19 protein-coding genes are annotated in these 19,082 nt (G+C 69.3%); 16 read left to right on the plus strand and 3 right to left on the minus strand.

The features are described from left to right. Positions 1 to 4 precede the first annotated feature (4 nt). The 9 genes from E0H50_RS27240 to E0H50_RS27280 all read left to right on the plus strand — a co-directional run bounded on the left by E0H50_RS27240 (position 5) and on the right by E0H50_RS27280 (position 9,781). On the plus strand, positions 5 to 2,002 hold the full coding sequence (locus E0H50_RS27240) for a putative cobaltochelatase (RefSeq protein ID WP_131293365.1): 1,998 nt from the start codon (positions 5 to 7) through the stop codon (positions 2,000 to 2,002). 1 nt (position 2,003) lies between these two features. After that, a complete protein-coding gene (gene cobO / locus E0H50_RS27245; RefSeq protein ID WP_131293366.1) occupies positions 2,004 to 2,618 on the plus strand; it encodes a cob(I)yrinic acid a,c-diamide adenosyltransferase in 615 nt (204 codons plus the stop codon). Next, on the plus strand, positions 2,612 to 3,970 hold the full coding sequence (locus tag E0H50_RS27250) for a cobyrinic acid a,c-diamide synthase CobB (protein WP_238151242.1): 1,359 nt from the start codon (positions 2,612 to 2,614) through the stop codon (positions 3,968 to 3,970). The genes cobO and E0H50_RS27250 overlap by 7 nt, the downstream gene beginning before the upstream one ends. Continuing rightward, complete coding sequence (gene bluB, locus E0H50_RS27255) at positions 3,967 to 5,322, plus strand: 5,6-dimethylbenzimidazole synthase (protein ID WP_131293367.1); 1,356 nt, start codon at positions 3,967 to 3,969, stop codon at positions 5,320 to 5,322. The genes E0H50_RS27250 and bluB overlap by 4 nt, the downstream gene beginning before the upstream one ends. Next, the gene (locus tag E0H50_RS27260; protein WP_238151243.1) at positions 5,319 to 5,918 is read left to right on the plus strand and encodes an LURP-one-related family protein; all 600 of its coding nucleotides are present in this window, start codon (positions 5,319 to 5,321) and stop codon (positions 5,916 to 5,918) included. The genes bluB and E0H50_RS27260 overlap by 4 nt, the downstream gene beginning before the upstream one ends. 102 nt (positions 5,919 to 6,020) lie before the next feature. Continuing rightward, a complete protein-coding gene (locus tag E0H50_RS27265; protein ID WP_131293368.1) occupies positions 6,021 to 7,130 on the plus strand; it encodes a LolA family protein in 1,110 nt (369 codons plus the stop codon). 8 nt (positions 7,131 to 7,138) lie between these two features. Further along, complete coding sequence (locus E0H50_RS27270) at positions 7,139 to 8,074, plus strand: ABC transporter ATP-binding protein (protein WP_131293369.1); 936 nt, start codon at positions 7,139 to 7,141, stop codon at positions 8,072 to 8,074. Then, a complete protein-coding gene (locus E0H50_RS27275; RefSeq protein WP_131293370.1) occupies positions 8,061 to 8,939 on the plus strand; it encodes an ABC transporter permease in 879 nt (292 codons plus the stop codon). The genes E0H50_RS27270 and E0H50_RS27275 overlap by 14 nt, the downstream gene beginning before the upstream one ends. A gap of 5 nt (positions 8,940 to 8,944) precedes the next feature. After that, entirely contained in the window at positions 8,945 to 9,781 is an 837-nt protein-coding gene (locus E0H50_RS27280) for a putative RNA methyltransferase (protein WP_131293371.1), read from the plus strand. A 108-nt stretch (positions 9,782 to 9,889) separates the two neighbouring features. Here the strand turns inward: E0H50_RS27280 and E0H50_RS27285 are convergent, their stop codons facing one another. Beyond that, entirely contained in the window at positions 9,890 to 10,558 is a 669-nt protein-coding gene (locus E0H50_RS27285; protein WP_131293372.1) for an FMN-dependent NADH-azoreductase, read from the minus strand. 123 nt (positions 10,559 to 10,681) lie between these two features. On the opposite strand from E0H50_RS27285, the gene E0H50_RS27290 reads away from it, so the two are divergent. Next, entirely contained in the window at positions 10,682 to 11,230 is a 549-nt protein-coding gene (locus E0H50_RS27290) for a MarR family winged helix-turn-helix transcriptional regulator (RefSeq protein WP_131293373.1), read from the plus strand. On the opposite strand, the gene E0H50_RS27295 is transcribed toward E0H50_RS27290, so the two are convergent. Continuing rightward, positions 11,227 to 11,877 (minus strand): response regulator transcription factor, encoded by a 651-nt coding sequence (locus E0H50_RS27295; RefSeq protein WP_131293374.1) that lies wholly within the window; start codon positions 11,875 to 11,877, stop codon positions 11,227 to 11,229. The two genes, E0H50_RS27290 and E0H50_RS27295, sit on opposite strands and share 4 nt — an antisense overlap. A gap of 42 nt (positions 11,878 to 11,919) precedes the next feature. Here E0H50_RS27295 and E0H50_RS27300 point away from each other — a divergent pair, with 42 nt between their 5' ends. After that, positions 11,920 to 13,119 (plus strand): RNA-guided endonuclease InsQ/TnpB family protein, encoded by a 1,200-nt coding sequence (locus tag E0H50_RS27300; RefSeq protein ID WP_238151244.1) that lies wholly within the window; start codon positions 11,920 to 11,922, stop codon positions 13,117 to 13,119. 42 nt (positions 13,120 to 13,161) lie between these two features. On the opposite strand, the gene E0H50_RS27305 is transcribed toward E0H50_RS27300, so the two are convergent. After that, positions 13,162 to 14,454, minus strand: a complete 1,293-nt coding sequence (locus E0H50_RS27305; protein ID WP_238151245.1) for a sensor histidine kinase — start codon at positions 14,452 to 14,454, stop codon at positions 13,162 to 13,164. Positions 14,455 to 14,833: 379 nt separating this feature from the next. Between E0H50_RS27305 and E0H50_RS27310 the strand changes: the two genes are divergently transcribed. The 5 genes from E0H50_RS27310 to E0H50_RS27330 all read left to right on the plus strand — a co-directional run bounded on the left by E0H50_RS27310 (position 14,834) and on the right by E0H50_RS27330 (position 19,059). Next, positions 14,834 to 15,862, plus strand: coding sequence for an ABC transporter substrate-binding protein (locus tag E0H50_RS27310; protein ID WP_131293377.1), 1,029 nt, complete (start codon positions 14,834 to 14,836; stop codon positions 15,860 to 15,862). Between the two features lie 21 nt (positions 15,863 to 15,883). Next, positions 15,884 to 16,669 carry an ABC transporter ATP-binding protein gene (locus E0H50_RS27315; protein WP_131293378.1) on the plus strand — a complete coding sequence of 262 codons (786 nt, stop codon included), beginning with the start codon at positions 15,884 to 15,886 and terminating at the stop codon, positions 16,667 to 16,669. After that, a complete protein-coding gene (locus tag E0H50_RS27320; RefSeq protein WP_238151246.1) occupies positions 16,666 to 17,460 on the plus strand; it encodes an ABC transporter permease in 795 nt (264 codons plus the stop codon). The genes E0H50_RS27315 and E0H50_RS27320 overlap by 4 nt, the downstream gene beginning before the upstream one ends. A gap of 115 nt (positions 17,461 to 17,575) precedes the next feature. Next, entirely contained in the window at positions 17,576 to 18,664 is a 1,089-nt protein-coding gene (locus tag E0H50_RS27325; protein ID WP_131293379.1) for an Ldh family oxidoreductase, read from the plus strand. Beyond that, on the plus strand, positions 18,664 to 19,059 hold the full coding sequence (locus E0H50_RS27330; protein WP_131293380.1) for a RidA family protein: 396 nt from the start codon (positions 18,664 to 18,666) through the stop codon (positions 19,057 to 19,059). Before E0H50_RS27325 ends, E0H50_RS27330 begins: the two co-directional genes overlap by 1 nt. The last annotated feature ends 23 nt before the right edge of the window (positions 19,060 to 19,082 follow it).

Raw genomic sequence — 19,082 nt, forward strand, 5'->3', positions numbered from 1 at the left:
GCCGATGCGGGCTGCACCACTCAGTGGACCGTCGAATTCGTTTCCGTTCACCGCGATCGTCGGGATGGACGATCTCCAGCTCGCGCTGATCCTGGCGGCGATCTCGCCGGCCATCGGCGGCGTGCTGATCCGCGGCGAGAAGGGGACGGCGAAGTCGACCGCCGTCCGCGCCCTCACCGAGATCCTCCCGCCGGTGGACGTCGTACCCGGCTGCCGCTTCTCCTGTGATCCCGACCACCCCGACCCGTCCTGTCCTGACAGCCCGCACGCGGGGGAGCGGTCGGTGCGGGCGGCGCGGTTGGTGGAGTTGCCGGTGGGTGCTACCGAGGACCGGGTGCTCGGGTCGTTGCACCTGGAGAAGGCGCTCGCGGAGGGCGTGACGGCGTACGAGCCGGGTCTGCTCGCCGCGGCGCATCGCGGGTTGCTGTACGTCGACGAGGTCAACCTGCTCCACGACCACCTGGTCGACGTGCTCCTCGACGCCGCCGCGATGGGGCGTGCGACGGTCGAGCGGGACGGTGTCTCGGTGACCCACCCGGCACGGTTCGTACTCGTCGGCACGATGAATCCCGAGGAGGGTGAGCTCCGGCCGCAGCTCCTCGACCGGTTCGGGCTGACCGTCGACGTGGTCGCCAGCCGCGATCCCGCCGTCCGCGTCGAGGTGATGCGCGCGCGGCTCACGTACGAGGCGGATCCGGCCGCCTTCGTCACCCGGTACGACGGCGCGCAGCGGGAGCTCGCCGAACGCATCGTGAAGGCGCGCGACCTGCTGACCGAGGTGATCCTGACCGACTCGGCCCTGCGCCAGATCGCGGAGATCTGCGCGTCGTTCGACGTCGACGGCATGCGCGCGGACCTGGTCACGGCCCGGACCGCGGTCGCCCACGCCGCGTGGTCCGGCCGTACCGTCGTCGAGGTCGACGACGTCCGGGCCGCCGCGAAACTCGCGCTCCCGCACCGCCGTCGCCGGAACCCCTTCGACGCCCCCGGCCTGGACGACGAGCAACTCGAAGAAGCCATCAACAACAGCACCCCACCCGAAGACCCCGACGACGACGGACCGGACGATCCGAGCGGAGGACCTGGCGGGGGAGCGGATACCTCGGCTGCTTCTTCCGATTCCGAAGGCGAAGAGCAGTCCGTTGGTCAGGCGCCGTCCGGTCCGGCCCCGAGCGGTGACGTTGCCGGCAGTTCCACGCCGTACAAGGCTCGGCTGCTCAGTGTTCAGGTGGCCGGCGCCGGTGTCGCGGGGCGCCGGTCGCGGGCGATCACCGAGGCGGGACGCGTGGTGGGCGATCGCGGCCGGGTCGGGCGCGAGGCCGGGCGACCGCATCTGCTGGGGACGATGCGCACCGCGGCGCCGCACCAGAAGGTGCGCGGGCGGAGCGGTCCGGGCCTGGTGGTGCGGGCGGACGACGTGCGGCTCGCGGTGCGGGAAGGGCGGGAGGGAAATCTCGTGCTGTTCTGCGTCGACGCGTCCGGTTCGATGGGGACGAAGAAGCGGATGGGTGAGGTGAAGACGGCGATCGTCTCGCTCCTTCTCGACGCGTACCAGCGCCGCGACACGGTCGGTCTGGTCACGTTCGCCGGCGCCGCCGCGACGGTCGCGCTACCGCCGACGGGCAGCGTCGAGACCGCCGTACGACGGCTCGAATCACTCCCGACCGGTGGACGTACGCCGCTCGCCGAAGGGCTGCTGCAAGCGGCCGAGGTACTGCGGATCGCCGCGATCCGCGACCCGCGCCGGCGGCCGCTCCTGGTCCTCGTGACCGACGGCCGCGCCACCCACGGCGACAACGCGTTCGCCCGCGCCCGGCAGGCCGCCGGGTGGCTCGCGCACCGCGGCATCGCCACCGTCGTGGTGGACTGCGAACCGCGGCGCGGCGTCCGGCTCGGGCTGGCGGCGGAGCTCGCGGGGGATCTCGGCGCGGAGTACCTCGACCTCGGAGACGTTGCCGCCGGCAACCTGATCCGCACGGTCACCGAACGGAAGGCGGCCTGAGATGCCGAAGGGGCAACCGGTTGCCGTACCGCAGGACGGGCTGACCACCCGGCAGCGCCGCAACCGTCCGCTGCTGATGGTGCACACCGGCGAGATGAAGGGAAAGTCGACGGCGGCGTTCGGGATGGCGCTGCGGGCCTGGAACCAGGGCTGGAACCTCGGGGTCTTCCAGTTCGTGAAGAGCGCCAAGTGGAAGGTCGGCGAGGAGAGCGCGTTCAAGGCGCTCGGCCGGCTGCACGCGGCGACCGGTGAGGGCGGGCCGGTCGAGTGGCACAAGATGGGCGAGGGCTGGAGTTGGTCGCGGAAGGCCGGCACCGAGGAGGACCACGCCGCCGACGCGGTCGAAGGCTGGCGCGAGATCCAGCGCCGGCTGGCCGCCGAGACCCACGACCTGTACGTGCTCGACGAGTTCACGTATCCGATGAAGTGGGGCTGGATCGACGTGGACGAGGTCGTCGAAACGCTCGTCAACCGTCCCGGCCATCAGTACGTCGTGATCACCGGACGCGATGCGCATCCCAAGCTGCTCGAGGCCGCCGACCTCGCGACTCAGATGACGAAGCTCAAGCACCCGATGGACACCGGGCAGAAGGGCCAGAAGGGTATCGAGTGGTAACGGGCGCGGCGATGATTCCGCGGATCGTGGTTGCGGCGCCGGCTTCGGGGGCCGGGAAGACGACGGTCGCTGTCGGGTTGATGGCGGCGTTGCGGCGGGCCGGGCAGGTGGTGGCCGGGTTCAAGGTGGGGCCGGACTACATCGATCCCGGATTCCACGCGGTCGCGACCGGGCGGCCGGGGCGGAACCTCGACCCGATGCTGTCGGGGGAGGAGCTCGTCGGGCCGCTGTTCGCGCACGGTTCCGAGGGCGCGGACCTGGCGGTGGTCGAGGGCGTGATGGGGCTGTACGACGGTGCGCTCGGGACGGAAGGCTTCTCGTCCACGGCGCATGTCGCGAAGTTGCTGAAGGCACCTGTGGTGCTGGTCGTCGACGCGTCGGCGGCGGGGCGGAGCGTCGGGGCGGTCGTGCAGGGTTTCGTTGCCTTCGACACCGAGATCCGGATCGTCGGGGTGATCCTGAACAAGGTGGGGTCGGATCGGCATGAGGCCGAAGTACGGGCCGGTGTCGCGCCGACCGGCGTACCGGTCCTGGGCGTTCTCCGCCGCGACACCCGCCTGACGGTCCCCAGCCGCCACCTGGGCCTGATCCCCGCCAACGAACAACGCACCCAGGCCGAACAAGCCGTGGACGCCGCCGCAGAACTGGTCCGCCAAGGCGTAGACCTCCAAGCAGTAATAGCCGCTGCCCACTCCGCACCAACTCACACAGCCATCCCCTGGACCCCACCACAATCCGCTGTGGTTGTGGGGGAGCGGCCGGTGGTTGCTGTTGCTGGGGGGCCGGTGTTCTCTTTCCACTACACCGAGACGACCGAGTTGCTGACCTCCGCCGGTGCGGACGTGGTCACCTTCGACCCGCTGACCGACCAGTTGCCTGAGGCAACCGCGGCGCTCTACCTCGGCGGCGGCTTCCCTGAGCTGCACGCCGAGGCGCTGTCCGCGAACGTCGAACTCCGCAAACAAGTAGCCGCCGCGGTCGCCGACGGCCTCCCGGTGGTCGCCGAATGCGCCGGCCTGCTCTACCTCTGCCGCGAACTCGACGGGCACCCGATGACCGGCGTACTCCCGGCGACCGCCCGCATGACCGGCCGCCTCACCCTCGGTTACCGTACGGCGGTCGCCGCGTCCACCACCGCGTTCTTCGACGAAGGACGCCGGGTTCGCGGCCACGAATTCCACCGCACCACGATCGACCTAGAGACCGACGTACAACCGGCCTGGCATCTCCCCGGCGGCGTCGAGGGCATCACCCTTCCACACGTCCACGCGTCGTACCTTCACCTGCACTGGACCGCCACCCCGGACGTCCCCGCGCGCCTGGTCGCCGCTGCCCGAGAGCGTGCCCGATGAGCCTGGTACTCGGCGTCGGCCTCCGCGCTGGTACGCCGTTCGCGGAACTACAGGACCTCGTGACAACAGCCCTGCGTGAACTCGCGGGCGAGGTGCGGCTGGTCGTCACGATCGCCGGCAAAGAACACGAGCCCGCACTGCAAGAGCTGGTCGCGCAGTTGGGTGCAGAACTACGTACCTTCTCGACCGAAGAACTCGCCCAACAGCCGGTACCAACCCCGAGCGAGCGAGTCGACCAGCTCAAAGGAACCCCCAGCGTCGCCGAAGCAGCCGTCCTGGCAACCGGCGCCCACCTCCTCATCCCCAAACGCCAAGCCTCCAACACCACCATCGCAATAGGCGTGCAGCGGGCTGCGGGCTACGACCTGCGGGATCGGGAAGTTGTGCAGCGAGTGATTGCCGAGCGGCGGGATGTGCGGCGGGGGTTCCTGGACGTGGCGGTCGACGATGTGGTGCTCGGGCGGGTGCTGGAGGCGGCGCATCGGGCGCCGAGTGTCGGGTTGAGTCAGCCGTGGGACTTCCTGGTGATCCGCGATCTCGCGACCCGCCGCAAGGTGCACGATCTCGCGACCGCGCAGCGCGACGCGTTCGCGGCGTCCCTCCCGGAGGACCGTCGCGCGGCGTTCGACGGACTCAAGATCGAGGCGATCCTCGACACCCCGCTGAACCTCGCCGTGACCTGCGACCCCGGCCGCGGCGGACGGCACGTCCTCGGCCGGCACGCGGATCCGCGGACGACGATGTTCTCGGCCGCGATCGCGATCCAGAACTTCTGGCTCGCCGCCCGCGCCGAGGGACTCGGCGTCGGCTGGGTCTCGTTCTTCGAACCCGATGAAGTCGCCGCGATCCTCGACCTCCCCGCGCACATCGAACTGGTCGGCTACCTCTGCGTCGGGTACGTCGACGAGTTCGCCCCGGCCCCCGAACTCGTGCGTTCCGGATGGGCCAAGCGCCGCCCGCTCTCCTGGGCGATCCACCACGAGGAATGGGGCCGCCGCGCCACGTCCATCGTCGACGACGCCCTCCAAGCCACGCAGAACGCCGTACCGGCGACCGGTCAGCGAGTCCACGTGATCGTCGGCGGCGACGCGAGCCGACTGCAGCAGGCCGATGCACTGATCGTCGATCTACAAGCAGTCCGCCCGCCCGCCGACTTCGGAGTCCTGTGGCGCCCGGCGCGGACACCCGCCGAGGCGGTGGAGTTCGGCGTCGAGATCGCCCGCGACCTCGCACTGCAGGGCGTCGGCCAACTCGTCGTACAGCTCGCAGAGAACTCGGAGCAAGCCGAAGCCCTCTCCCGCGGTCTGCAGGTCGGTGCGTCGGCCTGTGGTCTGACACACTCCACCGCATGACGACTGCACCTATGTACGTGCCCGCGTTCTCGATGAAGCAGCGGGTGACCTTGATGGCGAACAAGTACGAGTTGATCGCCACGAACCCGGACGGGACCGACGGGGCGCTGCTCGCGTTCGCGCAGCAGAAGCGGATGGCGTTCAAGGAGCAGGTGACGTTCTACAGCGACGACGCCAAGACCCAGCCGGTGTTCTCGTTCAAGGCCCGCAAGGCCATCGACCTCGGGTCCGGGTACGACGTGTACGACGCCGACGGGCAGGCGATCGGCTGGTTCAAGAAGGAGTTCGGCAAGAGCCTGCTCCGGTCCAGCTGGCAGCTCAGCGCGCCGGGTGTCGAGGCGGACGGCACCGAGCGCAACCAGACGGTCGCGATCGTCCGGCGGGTCTGGGACTTCGTGCCGTTCATCGGTGAGATCCCGCTGCCGTTCATCTTCCACTTCGACTTCACCGACCGGTCCAGCGGGCAGCCGGTGCTGTCGGTGGAGCGGAAGATGTCGGTCCGGGACCGTTACCGGATCACCGTCCAGGACGAGCGCCTCGACTTCCGCGTCGCGGCCGCGATGACGGTGGCTCTGGACGCGCTGCAGTCGCGTTGAGTCCCCGGCGTACGACCACGGTCGTACGCCGTACTCACTCTTTCGGGTGAACCTACCCTGAGTGGGCTTGGTTCCGGCCTGCGCCGGTGCGAGGCTGTACTCATGGGCGTAGCACAGCGCAGTCGACGGTGGTTGGTTCCGGTCACGGCAGTCGCGGTGGTGGCGGGGGTGGGGGCACTCGGACCGGTGGTCGCGGATGCCTCGCCGAATCTCCCCGGGATCTCCGCGCAGGATCTGCTGGCCAAGGTGCAGACGGCGAAGGTCGACGGCCTGAGCGGCACGGTCCGCTCGGACGCGGACCTGGGTCTGCCGGCCATCCCGGGCGCACCGGCCGGTAGCCAGCAGCTGACCGAGATGCTCAGCGGTCAGCACACCGCGCGGGTCGCGTTCGCGAGCCCGGACAAGGCCCGGGTCTCGGTGCTCGACGCCCAGGCCGAGCGGGTGTGGACCACGGACGGCAAGTCCGCGTGGGCGTACGACTCGTCCAGGCGCGAGGCCGTGAAGCTGACGGTCCCCGAGCACAAGACGGCGAAGCCGGAGAAGGCAGTGCCGTCGTACGATCCGCAGGCGGTCGCCAAGCAGTTCCTCGACGCGATCGACCCGAGCACCAAGGTCGACGTCAGCGGCACCGAGAAGGTCGCCGGCCGGGACGCGTACAAGCTGCGCCTGATTCCGAAGACCGACAAGACCACCGTGGGTTCCGTGACGCTGGCGATCGACTCCAAGACCTGGGTCCCGCTGGACGTGACGGTGATGCCGCGGACCGGCAACGACCCGGCGCTCGAGGTGGGCTTCAGCTCGGTGTCGTTCGACGTACCGGCGGCGAGCACGTTCACCTTCACTCCGCCGAAGGGCGTGAAGGTCACGGACAAGAAGGTGCCGTCGCAGGAGCGGCCGCAGCGGATCGAGCCGAAGCAGGTCGAGCCGAAGCAGACCAAGCCGGGTACGGCGAAGGCGGACGAGCCGACCGTGATCGGTGAGGGCTGGGAGAGCGTCGCGATGATCCGCGGTGCGCAGACCGGCCAGCTGACCGGGAACGGGCCGCTCGCGCAGCTGCTCGCGAAGGCGCCGACCGTGTCGGGCCCGTGGGGCAAGGGCAAGGTGCTGACCAGCAAGATGGTGAGCGCGCTGATCACCGACGACGGCCGGGTCTTCGTCGGCCTGGTCACCTCGGACACCCTGCAGGCCGCCGCGGCGAAGGCCCCCCGCTGAACAGCCAGATGACGAGCGCGCCGGTCGTCACCCACGGGCTGACCAAACGGTTCCACGGCGGACAGGTCGCGGTGGACGCGGTCGACCTGGAGGTGCCGGCCGGCAGTGTGTTCGGCTTCCTCGGCCCGAACGGGTCGGGGAAGACGACGACGATCCGGATGCTGCTCGGCTTGATCGCGCCGACGTCCGGTGCGGTCGAACTGCTCGGCGAGCCGATGCCGAAGGCGCACCTGAGGGTGCTGCCCCGGGTCGGCGCGCTGGTCGAGGGGCCGGCGTTCTATCCGTTCTGGACCGGCCAGGCGAACCTGCTGCGGTTCGACGCCGCCGACCGTACCGCCGATCCGAAGACCCGGAAGGCGCGCGCCGGTGAGGCGCTCGAACGGGTCGGCCTGTCGAACGCGGCCGGTAAGAAGGTGCGCGCGTACTCGCTCGGTATGCGGCAGCGGCTCGCGATCGCGGTCGCGCTGATGCAGCGCCGGGAGCTGCTCGTGCTGGACGAGCCGACGAACGGGCTCGATCCGCAGGGGACCCGCGAGGTCCGGCATCTGATCAAGGAGCTGGCGAGTGACGGTACGACGGTGTTCACGTCGACCCATCTGCTCGCCGAGGTCGAGCAGGTCTGCACGCACGCGGCCGTGATGAGCCGCGGGAAGCTGCTCCGGCAGTCGACGGTGGAGGACCTGCGCGCCGAGCTCCGGCCGCGGCTGGTCGTGCGGACGCCGGATGCGGGGACGGCGGCCGAGACGTTGCAGGGCCTGGGTGTGACGGATCTGAAGACGAGTGGTGACACCGTCGAGGGTGATCCGGGCGAACTGCCGGTCGAGAAGTTCGCCGCCGCGTTGGTCGCCGCCGACGTCCGCATCCACGGCTTCGGCCTCGAACGCCCCAGCCTGGAAGACGCCTTCGTAGCACTCACCGGGGAGGGCTTCGATGTCGCCGAATGAAGCATCAGTAGAACCGATCGAGAACGTGGTGGTTGCTGGGCGGGGGCCTGGGGCCGGGCGGCATACGGTGGCGTTGTTCCTGTCGGAGCTGCGGTTGGTGTTCGCGCGGGCTCGGACTCAGGTGGGGCTCGGGGTGCTGGCCGCCGTACCGCTGCTGATCGGGATCGCGGTGCGGATCGCCGGCGAGGACAGCGGCGCCGGAGGGTTCATCGGGCAGATCGCCGGCAACGGGCTGTTCCTGATCGTCGCCAGCCTCGGCCTCTCGCTACCGTTCTTCCTCCCGACCGCGGTGACCGTGATCTCGGGGGAGTCGCTGGCCGGTGAGACCAGCCTCGGCACCCTGCGCAACCTGCTCACCGCACCCGCCGGCCGCTCCCGCCTCCTCGCCGCCAAGATGGTCGCACTCATCGTGTTCTGCTTCGCCGCGACGATGACGATCTGGCTCTCCGGCCTGATCGTCGGCTTCATCCTGTTCCCGGTCGGCGACGTCCTGCTGCTGTCCGGCTCGACCGTCTCGCTCGGCGAAGGCCTGCTCCGCGCGCTCGGGATCGCCGTCGTGATCTCCCTGTCGCTGCTCGGCCTGGCCGGCATCGGCCTGTTCATCTCGTCACTGACCTCGACGCCGCTGGCCGCGATGGCCGCGACGTTCGGCACGTTCATCGTCCTCGGCATCCTGACCGCGATCCCGCAGCTGCACGCGATCCACCCGTGGCTGCTGATCTACCGCTGGCAGTCGTTCGCCGACCTGCTCCGCGACCCGCCGTACTGGCACGAGATAGGCCGCAACCTGCTCCTCCAGGCCGGCTACCTGGTCGTCTTCTACGCCGCCGCCTGGGCGAGGATCACCAGTCGCGACATAACCTGAGCCGCGTGGAAGCTGACCTCGTGGCCGTCCTGCGCTGTCCGGTGTGTGCTGACCGGCTGGCGCTGGACGACCGTACGGCGCGCTGCCCGCGCGGGCACGCCTACGACCTGGCCAAACAGGGCTATCTGAACTTGTTGCCCTCGGCGTCGAACGGGATCGAGGGCGATTCGGCCGCGATGGTCGGCGCCCGCACGGTGTTCCTCGGCACCGGCCACTACGGACCGATCCGGGACGCGCTGATCCTGCAGGCCGGGCTGGGCGAGGACGACCTGGTCGTCGAGGTCGGCGCCGGCACCGCCTACTACCTGTCCGGGGTCCTGGGCGTGTCTCCGCACCGCCGCGGGATCGCGCTGGACGTGTCGAAGTACGCCGCCCGCCGCGCGGCCCGGGCGGATCCGCGGATCGCGTCCGTGGTGTGCGACGCGTGGCGTGAGCTGCCGTTGATGGACGGCTCGGCGAACGTGGTGCTGAACGTGTTCGCTCCCCGCAATGCCGCCGAGATGGCCCGCGTCCTGGCCCCGGGCGGCCGGCTGCTCGTGGTCACACCGAACCAGCAGCACCTCGGCGAGCTGGTCGACGTACTGGGGATGGTCAGCGTCGACGAGCAGAAAGAACGCCGGCTGGAGGAGTCGCTCGCCGGGGAGTTCGAGCGCGTCGGCACCGAGCTGGTCGAGGAAACGATGCGGCTCGACCGGTCGGCCGTGGAGCAGTTGGTGCTGATGACGCCGAGCGCCCGCCACCTGAACTACCGCGAGCTGCTGCAGCGGATCGCCGTACTCCCGGAGCCGGCGATCGTCACGCTGTCGGTAAACCTCTCGACCTGGCGACGGCTCGCCGGCTGACCGGACGCCCACCACTCACCAACCACTCGTCAGCCGAGCGACGCACGCTCAACCCCGGGCGGTGCCGGGAGGCGAGTGAGAGTTGGTGAGTGGTGGAGCTCCGGTCTGTCAGGCTGCCTTGCCGACGAGTTCGCGGGCGACGACGGTGCCGTGGGTCTCGGCCTCCACGTGCGCCTCGGACTCCGAGACCTTGGAGGCGTCGATCAGCTCCTCCATACCCGGGGTGACCGGGGCGAGGGTGAGCTCCGCCGCGGCGGTCCGGATGTTCATCCCGAAGACATCGCCGAAGATCCGCTCGAGGTACGGCGTGGCGTGGTCCCAGCCCTCCTTGGGCGAGCCCGGGCCGTAGCCGCCGCCGCGGGCGAGCGCGAAGATCGCCGGCCGCCCGGCGAGCGGCCGGGAACCGAAGGCGAGGTCCTTGTCGATCACCAGCAGGTCGATCCACGTCTTCACGTGCTGGGCGATGCCGTAGTTGTACATCGGTACGGCGAGCAGGACCGCGTCGGCGTTCACGATCTCCGCCTTCAGTTCGTCGGCGATCGCCTGAGCCTCGGCGAGCGGCATCCGGTCCGATTCGGCGACCGGCTCCTGGCCCACCTGGGCCGCGGCCAGGGTCGGCCACACGGTCGCGGGCAGCGGGTGCTGACCGAGGTCACGCCGTACCACGACACCGTCCGGGTGCTCAGCCTTCCAGGCGGCTTCTGCGCTGTCCGCGAGGGCGCGGGACACCGAGCCGTCCAGCCGGATGCTGGCGTCGACGCGTAGCAGGGTGCTCATTCGTTGTGTCTCCATCGAGTTGAGGGGGTGCTCGTATTGAGCTGCTCCGAAGATAATCTGTGGAACAGAACATATTCAAGCCAGATCGTATTCCGGGTGGCGTACACCACGTACGATGGGGACATGTCCAGTACTCCGCCCGACGTCGCGACCCGAGGCACGCGGGGGGTCGAGCCCGCGGTCGCCAGTGGCGCGCCGGTCGAGGCCGACCTCGGCTGGGCCCTGGGCGTCGTCTTCCGGCAGTACGCGAAGGCGGCCGCGGTGACGCTGGAGGGCGTGCCCGGTGGCCCACGCGGCTACCAGGTGCTCGCGACGACGAGCGCCGAGGGCCCGAAACGGCAGCTCGACCTGGCCGCTCAGCTCGGCGTCGACCGGACCGTGATGACCTACCTGCTGGACGACCTGGAGAAGGCAGGCCTGGTCCAGCGCCGGCCCGACCCGGCCGACCGCCGGGCGCGGCTGATCGCGCCGACCGACGACGGCCGCGAGACGCTCTGTGACCTCGAGCGGCGGCTCCGGGCCACCGAGGACCAGATGCTCGGCATCCTCGACGAGTCCGAGCGGACCAGCTTCAGGATGCTCCTGCAGCGGCTGGCGATGAAGGCCAACGCCGTCGACCCGCTCCACAACGCCTGCACGCTGGCCGAGGCGGACGACCCGGCCAACACCTAGTGCAGCGGCACGAAGCCTGACTCGTAGGCGCGGATGACCGCTTGCGTGCGGTCCCGGGCGTTGAGCTTGGCGAGCACGTTGGCGACGTGGGTCTTGACCGTCTGCAGACCGAGGATCAGCTCCGCGGCGATCTCCGCGTTCGACAGTCCGCGCGCCATCAGCCGGAGCACCTCCTGCTCGCGCTCGGTCAGCTGGTACCGGTCGAGTCCACTCGCCGCCGGGGCTCCGAGGTGAGCGAGGGCAAGGGCGCGGATCGCCTCCGGGAACAGCAACGACTCGCTCTTCGCGACCGTCCGGATCGCCGCGATGATGTCGTCCGGCGGGGTCCGCTTGAGCAGGAACCCGGACGCTCCGGCCCGCAACGCGTCGTACACGTAGTCGTCGTTCTCGAACGTCGTGACAACCAGGACGCGCGGCGCCGGGTCGAGGCTGTCCAGCAGCAGTCGCGTCGCCTGGATGCCGTCCACCGCCGGCATCCGGACGTCCATCAGTACGACGTCCGCCCCGGTACGCCGTACCAGCGGAAGCACCTCCGCCCCGTCGCCGGCCTCACCGACGACCGTGAGGTCCTCCTCGGCGTTGATGATGGCCCGCAACCCACTACGGATCAGCGGCTCGTCATCAACCACGACCACGGACAAAGTCACCGCAACTCCTTCGCGTGAGAACTGTCGGTTCTATCTGATCGGATGTGTGTCGTGTCCCGCTACCGCCTCGCGCCCAGCCCCGACCAGGTGTCGGGGCTGCTCGATTTGTGCAGGCATGCGCGGTACGTCTGGAATTTGGGCCTGGAACAACGGTTGATGTGGCGTCCAGGCCGTCGCGCCACCCCGGGATATGTCGCGCAGGCGAGGCAACTCACCGAAGCCCGCGCGGCGGAGCCGTGGCTCAAGGCCGGCTCGCAAATGGTGCAGCAGCAGGCGCTGCGGGATCTCGAGCAGGCATGGCGAAACTTCTGGAACGGCACGCATCGGCGACCGACGTGGCGCAGGGAGGGGGTGGATGAGGGATTCCGTATCGTCGGATCCCAGGTTCAGCGGGTGGAGAAGCTGAACCGGAAGTGGGGCCGGGTGCTGGTGCCGAAGGTCGGCTGGATCAAGTTCCGGCTGTCGTGTGCGTTGCCGGCCGCGAAGTCGTACCGAGTGACCCGTGACCGGAGCGGCCGGTGGCATATAGCCTTTGCGGTCATCCCATCCGTGATCGAGGCGCCCGGCAACGGCGAGATCGTTGGCGTAGACCGTGGCGTCGCCGTGTCCGCAGCGCTGTCCACCGGCGAGATGCTGTCTTGTCCGGGCCTGTCCAAACGCGAACAAGTCCGGCTCAAGAAGCTGCAACGCCGCCTGGCCCGCGCTGAGCATGGTTCGAAGCGCCGCGCTCGGGTCAGGACTGCGATCGCGCGATGGAAAGCGCGCGAGACCGACCGGCGCAAGAACTGGGTCGAGCAGACCAGCACAGACCTCGCACGAAGATTCGACCTGATCCGGCTCGAGGATCTCCAGATCAGAAACTTGACCCGCTCGGCACGGGGCACGATCGAACAGCCCGGCCGGAATGTTCGCGCGAAGGCTGGGCTGAACCGTGGCATCCTCGCCAACGGGTGGGGGCAGCTTGCGGCCAGACTGGAGCACAAGGCGCCCGGTCGGGTCCAGAAGGTGAACGCCGCGTATACATCGCAGACCTGCAGTGCTTGCGGGCATTGCGCACCGGAAAGCCGTGAGAACCAAACCGTGTTCCGATGCGTCGCCTGTAGGTATGAAGCTAACGCCGATGTGAACGCTGCTATCAACATCGCACGTGGCATCGCGGCCGGACGGGCCGTGAACGCACGCCGAGAGACTGCTATACCGGCCTCTGAGACGCGTGAACCTCAACTCGCCACCTCCACGTAGTTGGGTTGAAATCCCTTGCCTTCGGGCGGGGAGGACGTCAAGTCATCCCTTCGTCACGCTGACGGGTAACCGCACTGCCAGTTGCCATCCCGGGGCGTCCTGCCAGGTGACCGGGCCGGCGTCGACGGTTCCTCGTAGTACGGCGACTCTTTCACGGATCCCAGCCAGCCCGCGGCCGCCTCCGGAGTGATCGGATTTGCCGCTGACGGGGTTGGTCACGGCGAGCCGTAGTCCGGAGGTGTCGAGGCAGATCGACAGGTGCACGGCCAGCTCGCCGGCTGGGCGGCCGGCGTGCCGGATCGCGTTGGTCAGGCCCTCCTGGACGATCCGGTACGCCTCCCGGGACACCGCGGCCGGTAGTTGCTCCAGCGCGCCGGATCGTTCCACCTCGATCGTGATCCCGCCGGCCCGGGTGGCATCGACGAGCCGGTCCAGCCCTCCGAGTGTTGCCTGCGGCGTGGTCCGGGACCCGGGTCGCCGGTCGTCGCGGAGCAGGCCGAGCACGTGGTCGAGATCTGCCAGCGCCGCCCGGGCGGAGGTCTCCATCGCGGCGAGTGCGGTCTCGGCGAACTCCGGATCGCTGGCCAGCACGCGGCGGGCGGCCGCCGCCTGGATCGTGACCAGGCTCAGCGCGTGCCCGACGCTGTCGTGCAGCTCGCGGGCGAGACGGTTGCGCTCGGCAAGGGTCGCGGTCTGCTGCTCGAGCAGCTCGATCCGCTCCGCCGCGGTCGGGCCGAGGACGCGGGGCGCCAGGTACGCCAGCAGAGCGCCGACGGCGGCCGACAGCAGGAAGAGTCCGGCGAGTCCGCCGATCGCCGCGGCCGGCATCCACAGGTCGGTCCAGTCGCCGTGGATGTCGTACGACCAGCCGGGGACGACGTCGTGCGCACCGGGGGAGCGGAACGGGGCGGCCAGCCAGATCGCGCCGAGACCGAACACGATCGTGCTGAGGATGCCGACGACCCCGCCGGCCAGCAGGTGCAGGCAGAACCACACCGTCGTACGCCGGCGCTGGGCCCAGGTCCGCGCCGGACCGAGCGGCCGCTCCTCGAACCGCACCGCGAGCAGCGACTCGACCGCGATGCCCTCGACCTCGCGGACGGCGGGCAGCAGGCCGAGCACGATCGGCGGCACCAGACCGATCACGACCCAGATGATGCCGGTGGCAACTTTCGGCAGGCCGAGACCGTTGACCACCGCGCCGAGCGCGCTGTCGACCAGGATGAACGCGAGGACCAGCGCCGCGCCGAGCAGCAGGTACACCCAGCGCAGGTACGTCGACGGACGCCACAGGCAACCGATCGCCTGCCACACCTGTCGGGTCACCTCGCGCACGCCCATATCCTGTCAAACCCGGGCGGGCGGCACCTCCCTCCCCGGAGTGAGCGGAGGGAAACCCGTGAATCCGGCGGACCGGCGTGGGCTGGGTCACCGAAGAAGTTGAGGTTTACGCAAATTTGACGGTGCGCGGCCGAGTTCGGCCCTCGCGGGCGTCGCGATCTGCTGCTCCGGCAGGTACGGTCTGTGGTCGGGGCGGGTGCCTGTCTGGTTACAGGATGTATACGGACGGGTATGGGGAACGGCTCCAGGACGGGTGACGGCTAGGCACTGCGAGGACGTGGCGGATGTTAAGTCACCGTGAAGACCCCGCGGAGAAATTGCCCACCCTTCTGTATTTGATGTTTGATCAAATATCGGGACGAGAGAGGTCGATATGAGGTTGAGGCGTTCCGTCATCGCCCTGATGGCGGTCCTGGGGCTCGCCCTGGTGAGTGCGTGCAACGGTGACGACAACAAGGACGGCGCGGCAGCCGGTGACGGACTGCAGAAGGTGAGCTACCTGACGTCGTTCAACACCTTCGGCCGGGAGGCGTACGCGTACGTCGCGCTGGAGAAGGGCTACTTCAAGGACGCGGGCTTCGACGTCAAGATCACGCCTGGTTCCGGCACCGTCGACGTGATGAAGCTGGTGGCCGGCGGTCAGGCCGACTACGGCATCGGCGACTTCACCGCCATCGCGATCACGCTCGCCAAGCAGAAGCTCCCGGTCACCACCGTCGGCATGATCCACCAGCGCTCGATGGCCGGGATCATGTCCCTGGAGGGCCTCGGGATCAACGGTCCGAAGGACCTGCCCGGCAAGACGATCGGCGACCAGCCGGGGTCCACCAACACGGTGATGTTCCCGGTCTACGCCAAGGCGGTCGGGATCGACCCGAAGACCGTCACCTTCCTGCCGTCGCCGCCACCGGGGCTGCCGGCTCTGCTGGCGTCCGGCAAGGTGCAGGGCATCGGCCAGTTCATGGTCGGCGAGCCGCTGATCGCGAACGCCGACAAGGAGAAGCACCGCAAGGTCATCACGCTGCCGTACGGCAAGGTGCTGCCGGACCTGTACGGGAACGCGATCATCACCCGGTCGGACCTCGCGAAGGACCACCCGGACCAGGTGAAGAAGTTCTCCAACGCCCTGCTCAAGGGTCTGCAGGACACGTACGCCGACCCGGCCGCGGCGGCCGCGATCCTGAAGAAGTACGTACCCAACACGGATCTCGCGGTGGCCACCAAGGAACTCGAGATCATGAAGGAGTACATCAAGCCGGAGGACTTCAAGGGTCCGCTGGGCGAGGTCACGCAGGAGCGGGTGCAGAAGGTCATCTCGCTGCTCGAGGAGTCGCAGGCGATCGGCAAGGGCGCGATCAAGCCCGAGGACGTCGTGACGCTGAACCTGGCTCCGAAGAGCTGACGGTAGGAGTACAGGAACCGGATGATTCGCCTGGACGGCGTGGGGCAGGTCTTCGACGGACGCGAGGGCCAGGTGACCGCCCTGGAGAAGATCGACCTGCACGTCCGTGGCGGTGAGTTCGTCACGCTGATCGGCCGGTCCGGCTGTGGCAAGTCCACGCTGCTCCGGCTGATCGCGGGGCTGCTGCCTCCGACGTCCGGTGCGGTTCAGGTGGCGGGGAAACCCGTCACCGGACCGCGCCGGGACGTCTCGTTCATGTTCCAGCGGCCGGCGCTGCTGCCGTGGCGTTCGGTGCTGTCGAACGTGCTCCTGCCGGTCGAGATCGACAAGGGCGACCGGAACAAGGCGGAGTACAAGGAAAGGGCCCATCAGCTGCTCGAGCTGGTCGGGTTGCAGGGGTTCGAGCGGCGGCTGCCGCACGAGCTGTCCGGCGGTATGCAGCAGCGGGTGTCCCTGTGCCGGTCGCTGATCCGCGACCCGCAGGTGATGCTGATGGACGAGCCGTTCTCCGCCCTCGACGCACTGACCCGGACCGAGCTGTCCGAGGAGTTGCAGCGGATCAAGATGGAGCTGTCCACCACGATCGTGTTCGTCACGCACTCGATCGAGGAGGCCGTCGTCCTGGCCGACCGGGTGGTCGTGCTGACCCCGCGACCGGGCCGGATGCGAGAGGTCGTCGACATCGACATCCCGCGGCCGCGCAGCCTCGGCCAGAACGCGCACCTCACCGAGGTCGCCGCGATCAGCGGCCGGCTGCACGCCCTGCTGTCCGAAAAAGAGCCGGTCGACGAGGTGCGGCCGCGATGAGCCGACGGACGATGCCGAAGCGGACCTGGCTGACCGATTCCCCGGTCGCCGCAGTGCTCCTCCCGATCGTCGGCCTGGCGGTCGCGATCGGGTTGTGGTGGGGCGCGACGATCGCGTTCTCGATCGAGCCGTACCTGTTGCCGAGTCCGTGGGACGTGGTGGTCAAGTTCTTCGACCAGCCCGCCTACCTGCTCCAGGAGACCGGTACGTCGATGCTCGAGACGGTCGAGGGCTTCGGTCTCGCGATCGTGATCGGCGTACCGATCGCGCTGGTGATCGTCCGCTCGGTGGTGCTGGAACGACTGGTGTACCCGCTGCTGCTGATGGTCAACTCGATCCCGAAGGTGGCGATCGCGCCGCTGCTGGTGATCTGGATGGGCTTCGGGCAGTGGCCGAAGGTCGTGATGGTGCTGCTGATGTGCTTCTTCCCGATCGTCATCTCGACCGCGCAGGGGATGAAGTCGACGCCGACCGAGCTGGTCGAGCTGATGCGGTCGCTGAACGCGAGCCGGGCGCAGGAGTTCTTCAAGCTCCGGCTGCGGTACGCGATGCCGCAGATCTTCACCGGGTTCAAGGTGGCGATCTCGCTGGCGGTGATCGGTTCGGTCATCTCCGAGTTCGTTGGCGCCACCAAGGGCCTCGGGTACGTCATCCAGCAGTCCGGCGCGAGCGCCGACACCACGTTGGCCTTCGCCGCCATCACCCTGCTGAGCGTGATGAGCATCGTCTTGTTCTACGCCCTGGTCCTGCTGGAGCACTGGCTCCTGCCGTGGGCGCAGGAGAAGCGATGACGGTACTGATGCCACGCCTCCGGCGCGGCGGGTCATCGGGCTGTGACTCCCGTCCTTCCCTCGTCGCTCCGGTCGCTGCGCTCCCTGCGCTCCTCAGTCCAGGACGGGAGGCCCGATGACCGCACAGGCTTCTGATGCGGATCGGCGGGTGCTGGTTCGGCCGGAGTGGCTGGAGGCGACCGTGGCGGGGGTGTTCACGGCGCTCGGGTTCGAATCCGCGGACGCGACCGAGATCGCGACCGCGCTCGTCGAGGCCGACCTGCGCGGCGTCAGCTCGCACGGCGTGATGCTGGTCCCGATGTACGTCGAACGCCTGAACGCCGGCGGTGTGACCCGGGAACGCGAGCTCGACGTCCTGTTCGACGCCGGTGCCGCGATGGTGGTGGACGCCCGCGGTGGGATGGGCCAGCTGTCCAGCCCGCAGGCGATGCGGCACGCGATCGAGCGCGCCGGCCGGTACGGGATCGGCATCGTCTCGGTCCGCAACGCTCACCACTTCGGCGCGGCCAGCCGCTGGGCGATGCAGGCCGGCCAGGCGGGGTGTATCGGTATCGCGATGTCGAACACCACGCCGCTGATGCCCGCCCCGGGCGGCGCGGAACGGCTGGTCGGCAACAACCCGCTCGCCATCGCGGTGCCGACCACCGCGGGTGTGGAAATCGTTCTGGACATGGCGTTGTCGGCTGTTGCCCTGGGCAAGATCCGGCTCGCGGCCTCGGCCGGGCGGCCGATCCCGGACACCTGGGCCACCGACCCCTCGGGGACGCCGACCACGGATCCGGACGAGGCGGTGCTCGGCATGCTGCTGCCGGCCGCGGGTCACAAGGGCTTCGGGCTGGCGTTGATGATCGACGTGCTCACCGGCGTGCTGAGCGGCGGCGGGTGGGGCGACCAGGTGCGCCCGCTGTACCGCGAGCCGGACCGGCCGAACGACTGCGCGCACCTGTTCCTGGCGATCGACCCGGAATTGATGGGCGGCGTGGAGGACTTCAAACGCCGCTCGTCGGGGCTGGCAGCCCGGGTGCGGGGGAGTGCGACGGCGCCGGGCGTGAACCGGTTGTACCTGCCGGGGGAGATCGAGGCCGAGCGTGCGGCGCAGCAGCGGCGTAACGGCGTACGGATCGAGAGGTCGGGACTGGACGGGCTGCTGGCGGCCGCACGCGCGGTCGGCGCTGTCATCCCGTCGGGAGGGGTGTTGAGCTGATGCCGAAGACACAGGTGTCGACGGACGCGCTGCGGAGCCCAAACGGGGTGTTCTCGCAGGCGACCACGATCGAGGCGACCGGGCGGCTGGTGTTCGTGTCCGGGATGACCGCCCGCCGGCCGGACGGCGGCATCGCCGGTGTCGGTGACGTCCGGGAGCAGACCCGGCAGGTCTGCGAGAACGTGAAGTCGGCGGTCGCGGCGGCCGGCGGGACGCTCGCGGACGTCTGCCGAGTGGATGTGTACGTGCGCAACATGGAGGACTTCGCCAAGATCCACGAGATCCGCGCGCAGTACTTCACCGAGCCGCTCCCGGCCTCGACGATGGTCGAGGTCAGCAAGCTCGCGCACCCGGACTATCTGATCGAGATCAACGCGATCGCCGTGATCGCCTGACCAGGGGGTGACCTGTGATGCGT

The sequence above is a fragment of the Kribbella sindirgiensis genome, from assembly GCF_004331435.1.
GTDB classification, from domain to species: domain Bacteria; phylum Actinomycetota; class Actinomycetes; order Propionibacteriales; family Kribbellaceae; genus Kribbella; species Kribbella sindirgiensis.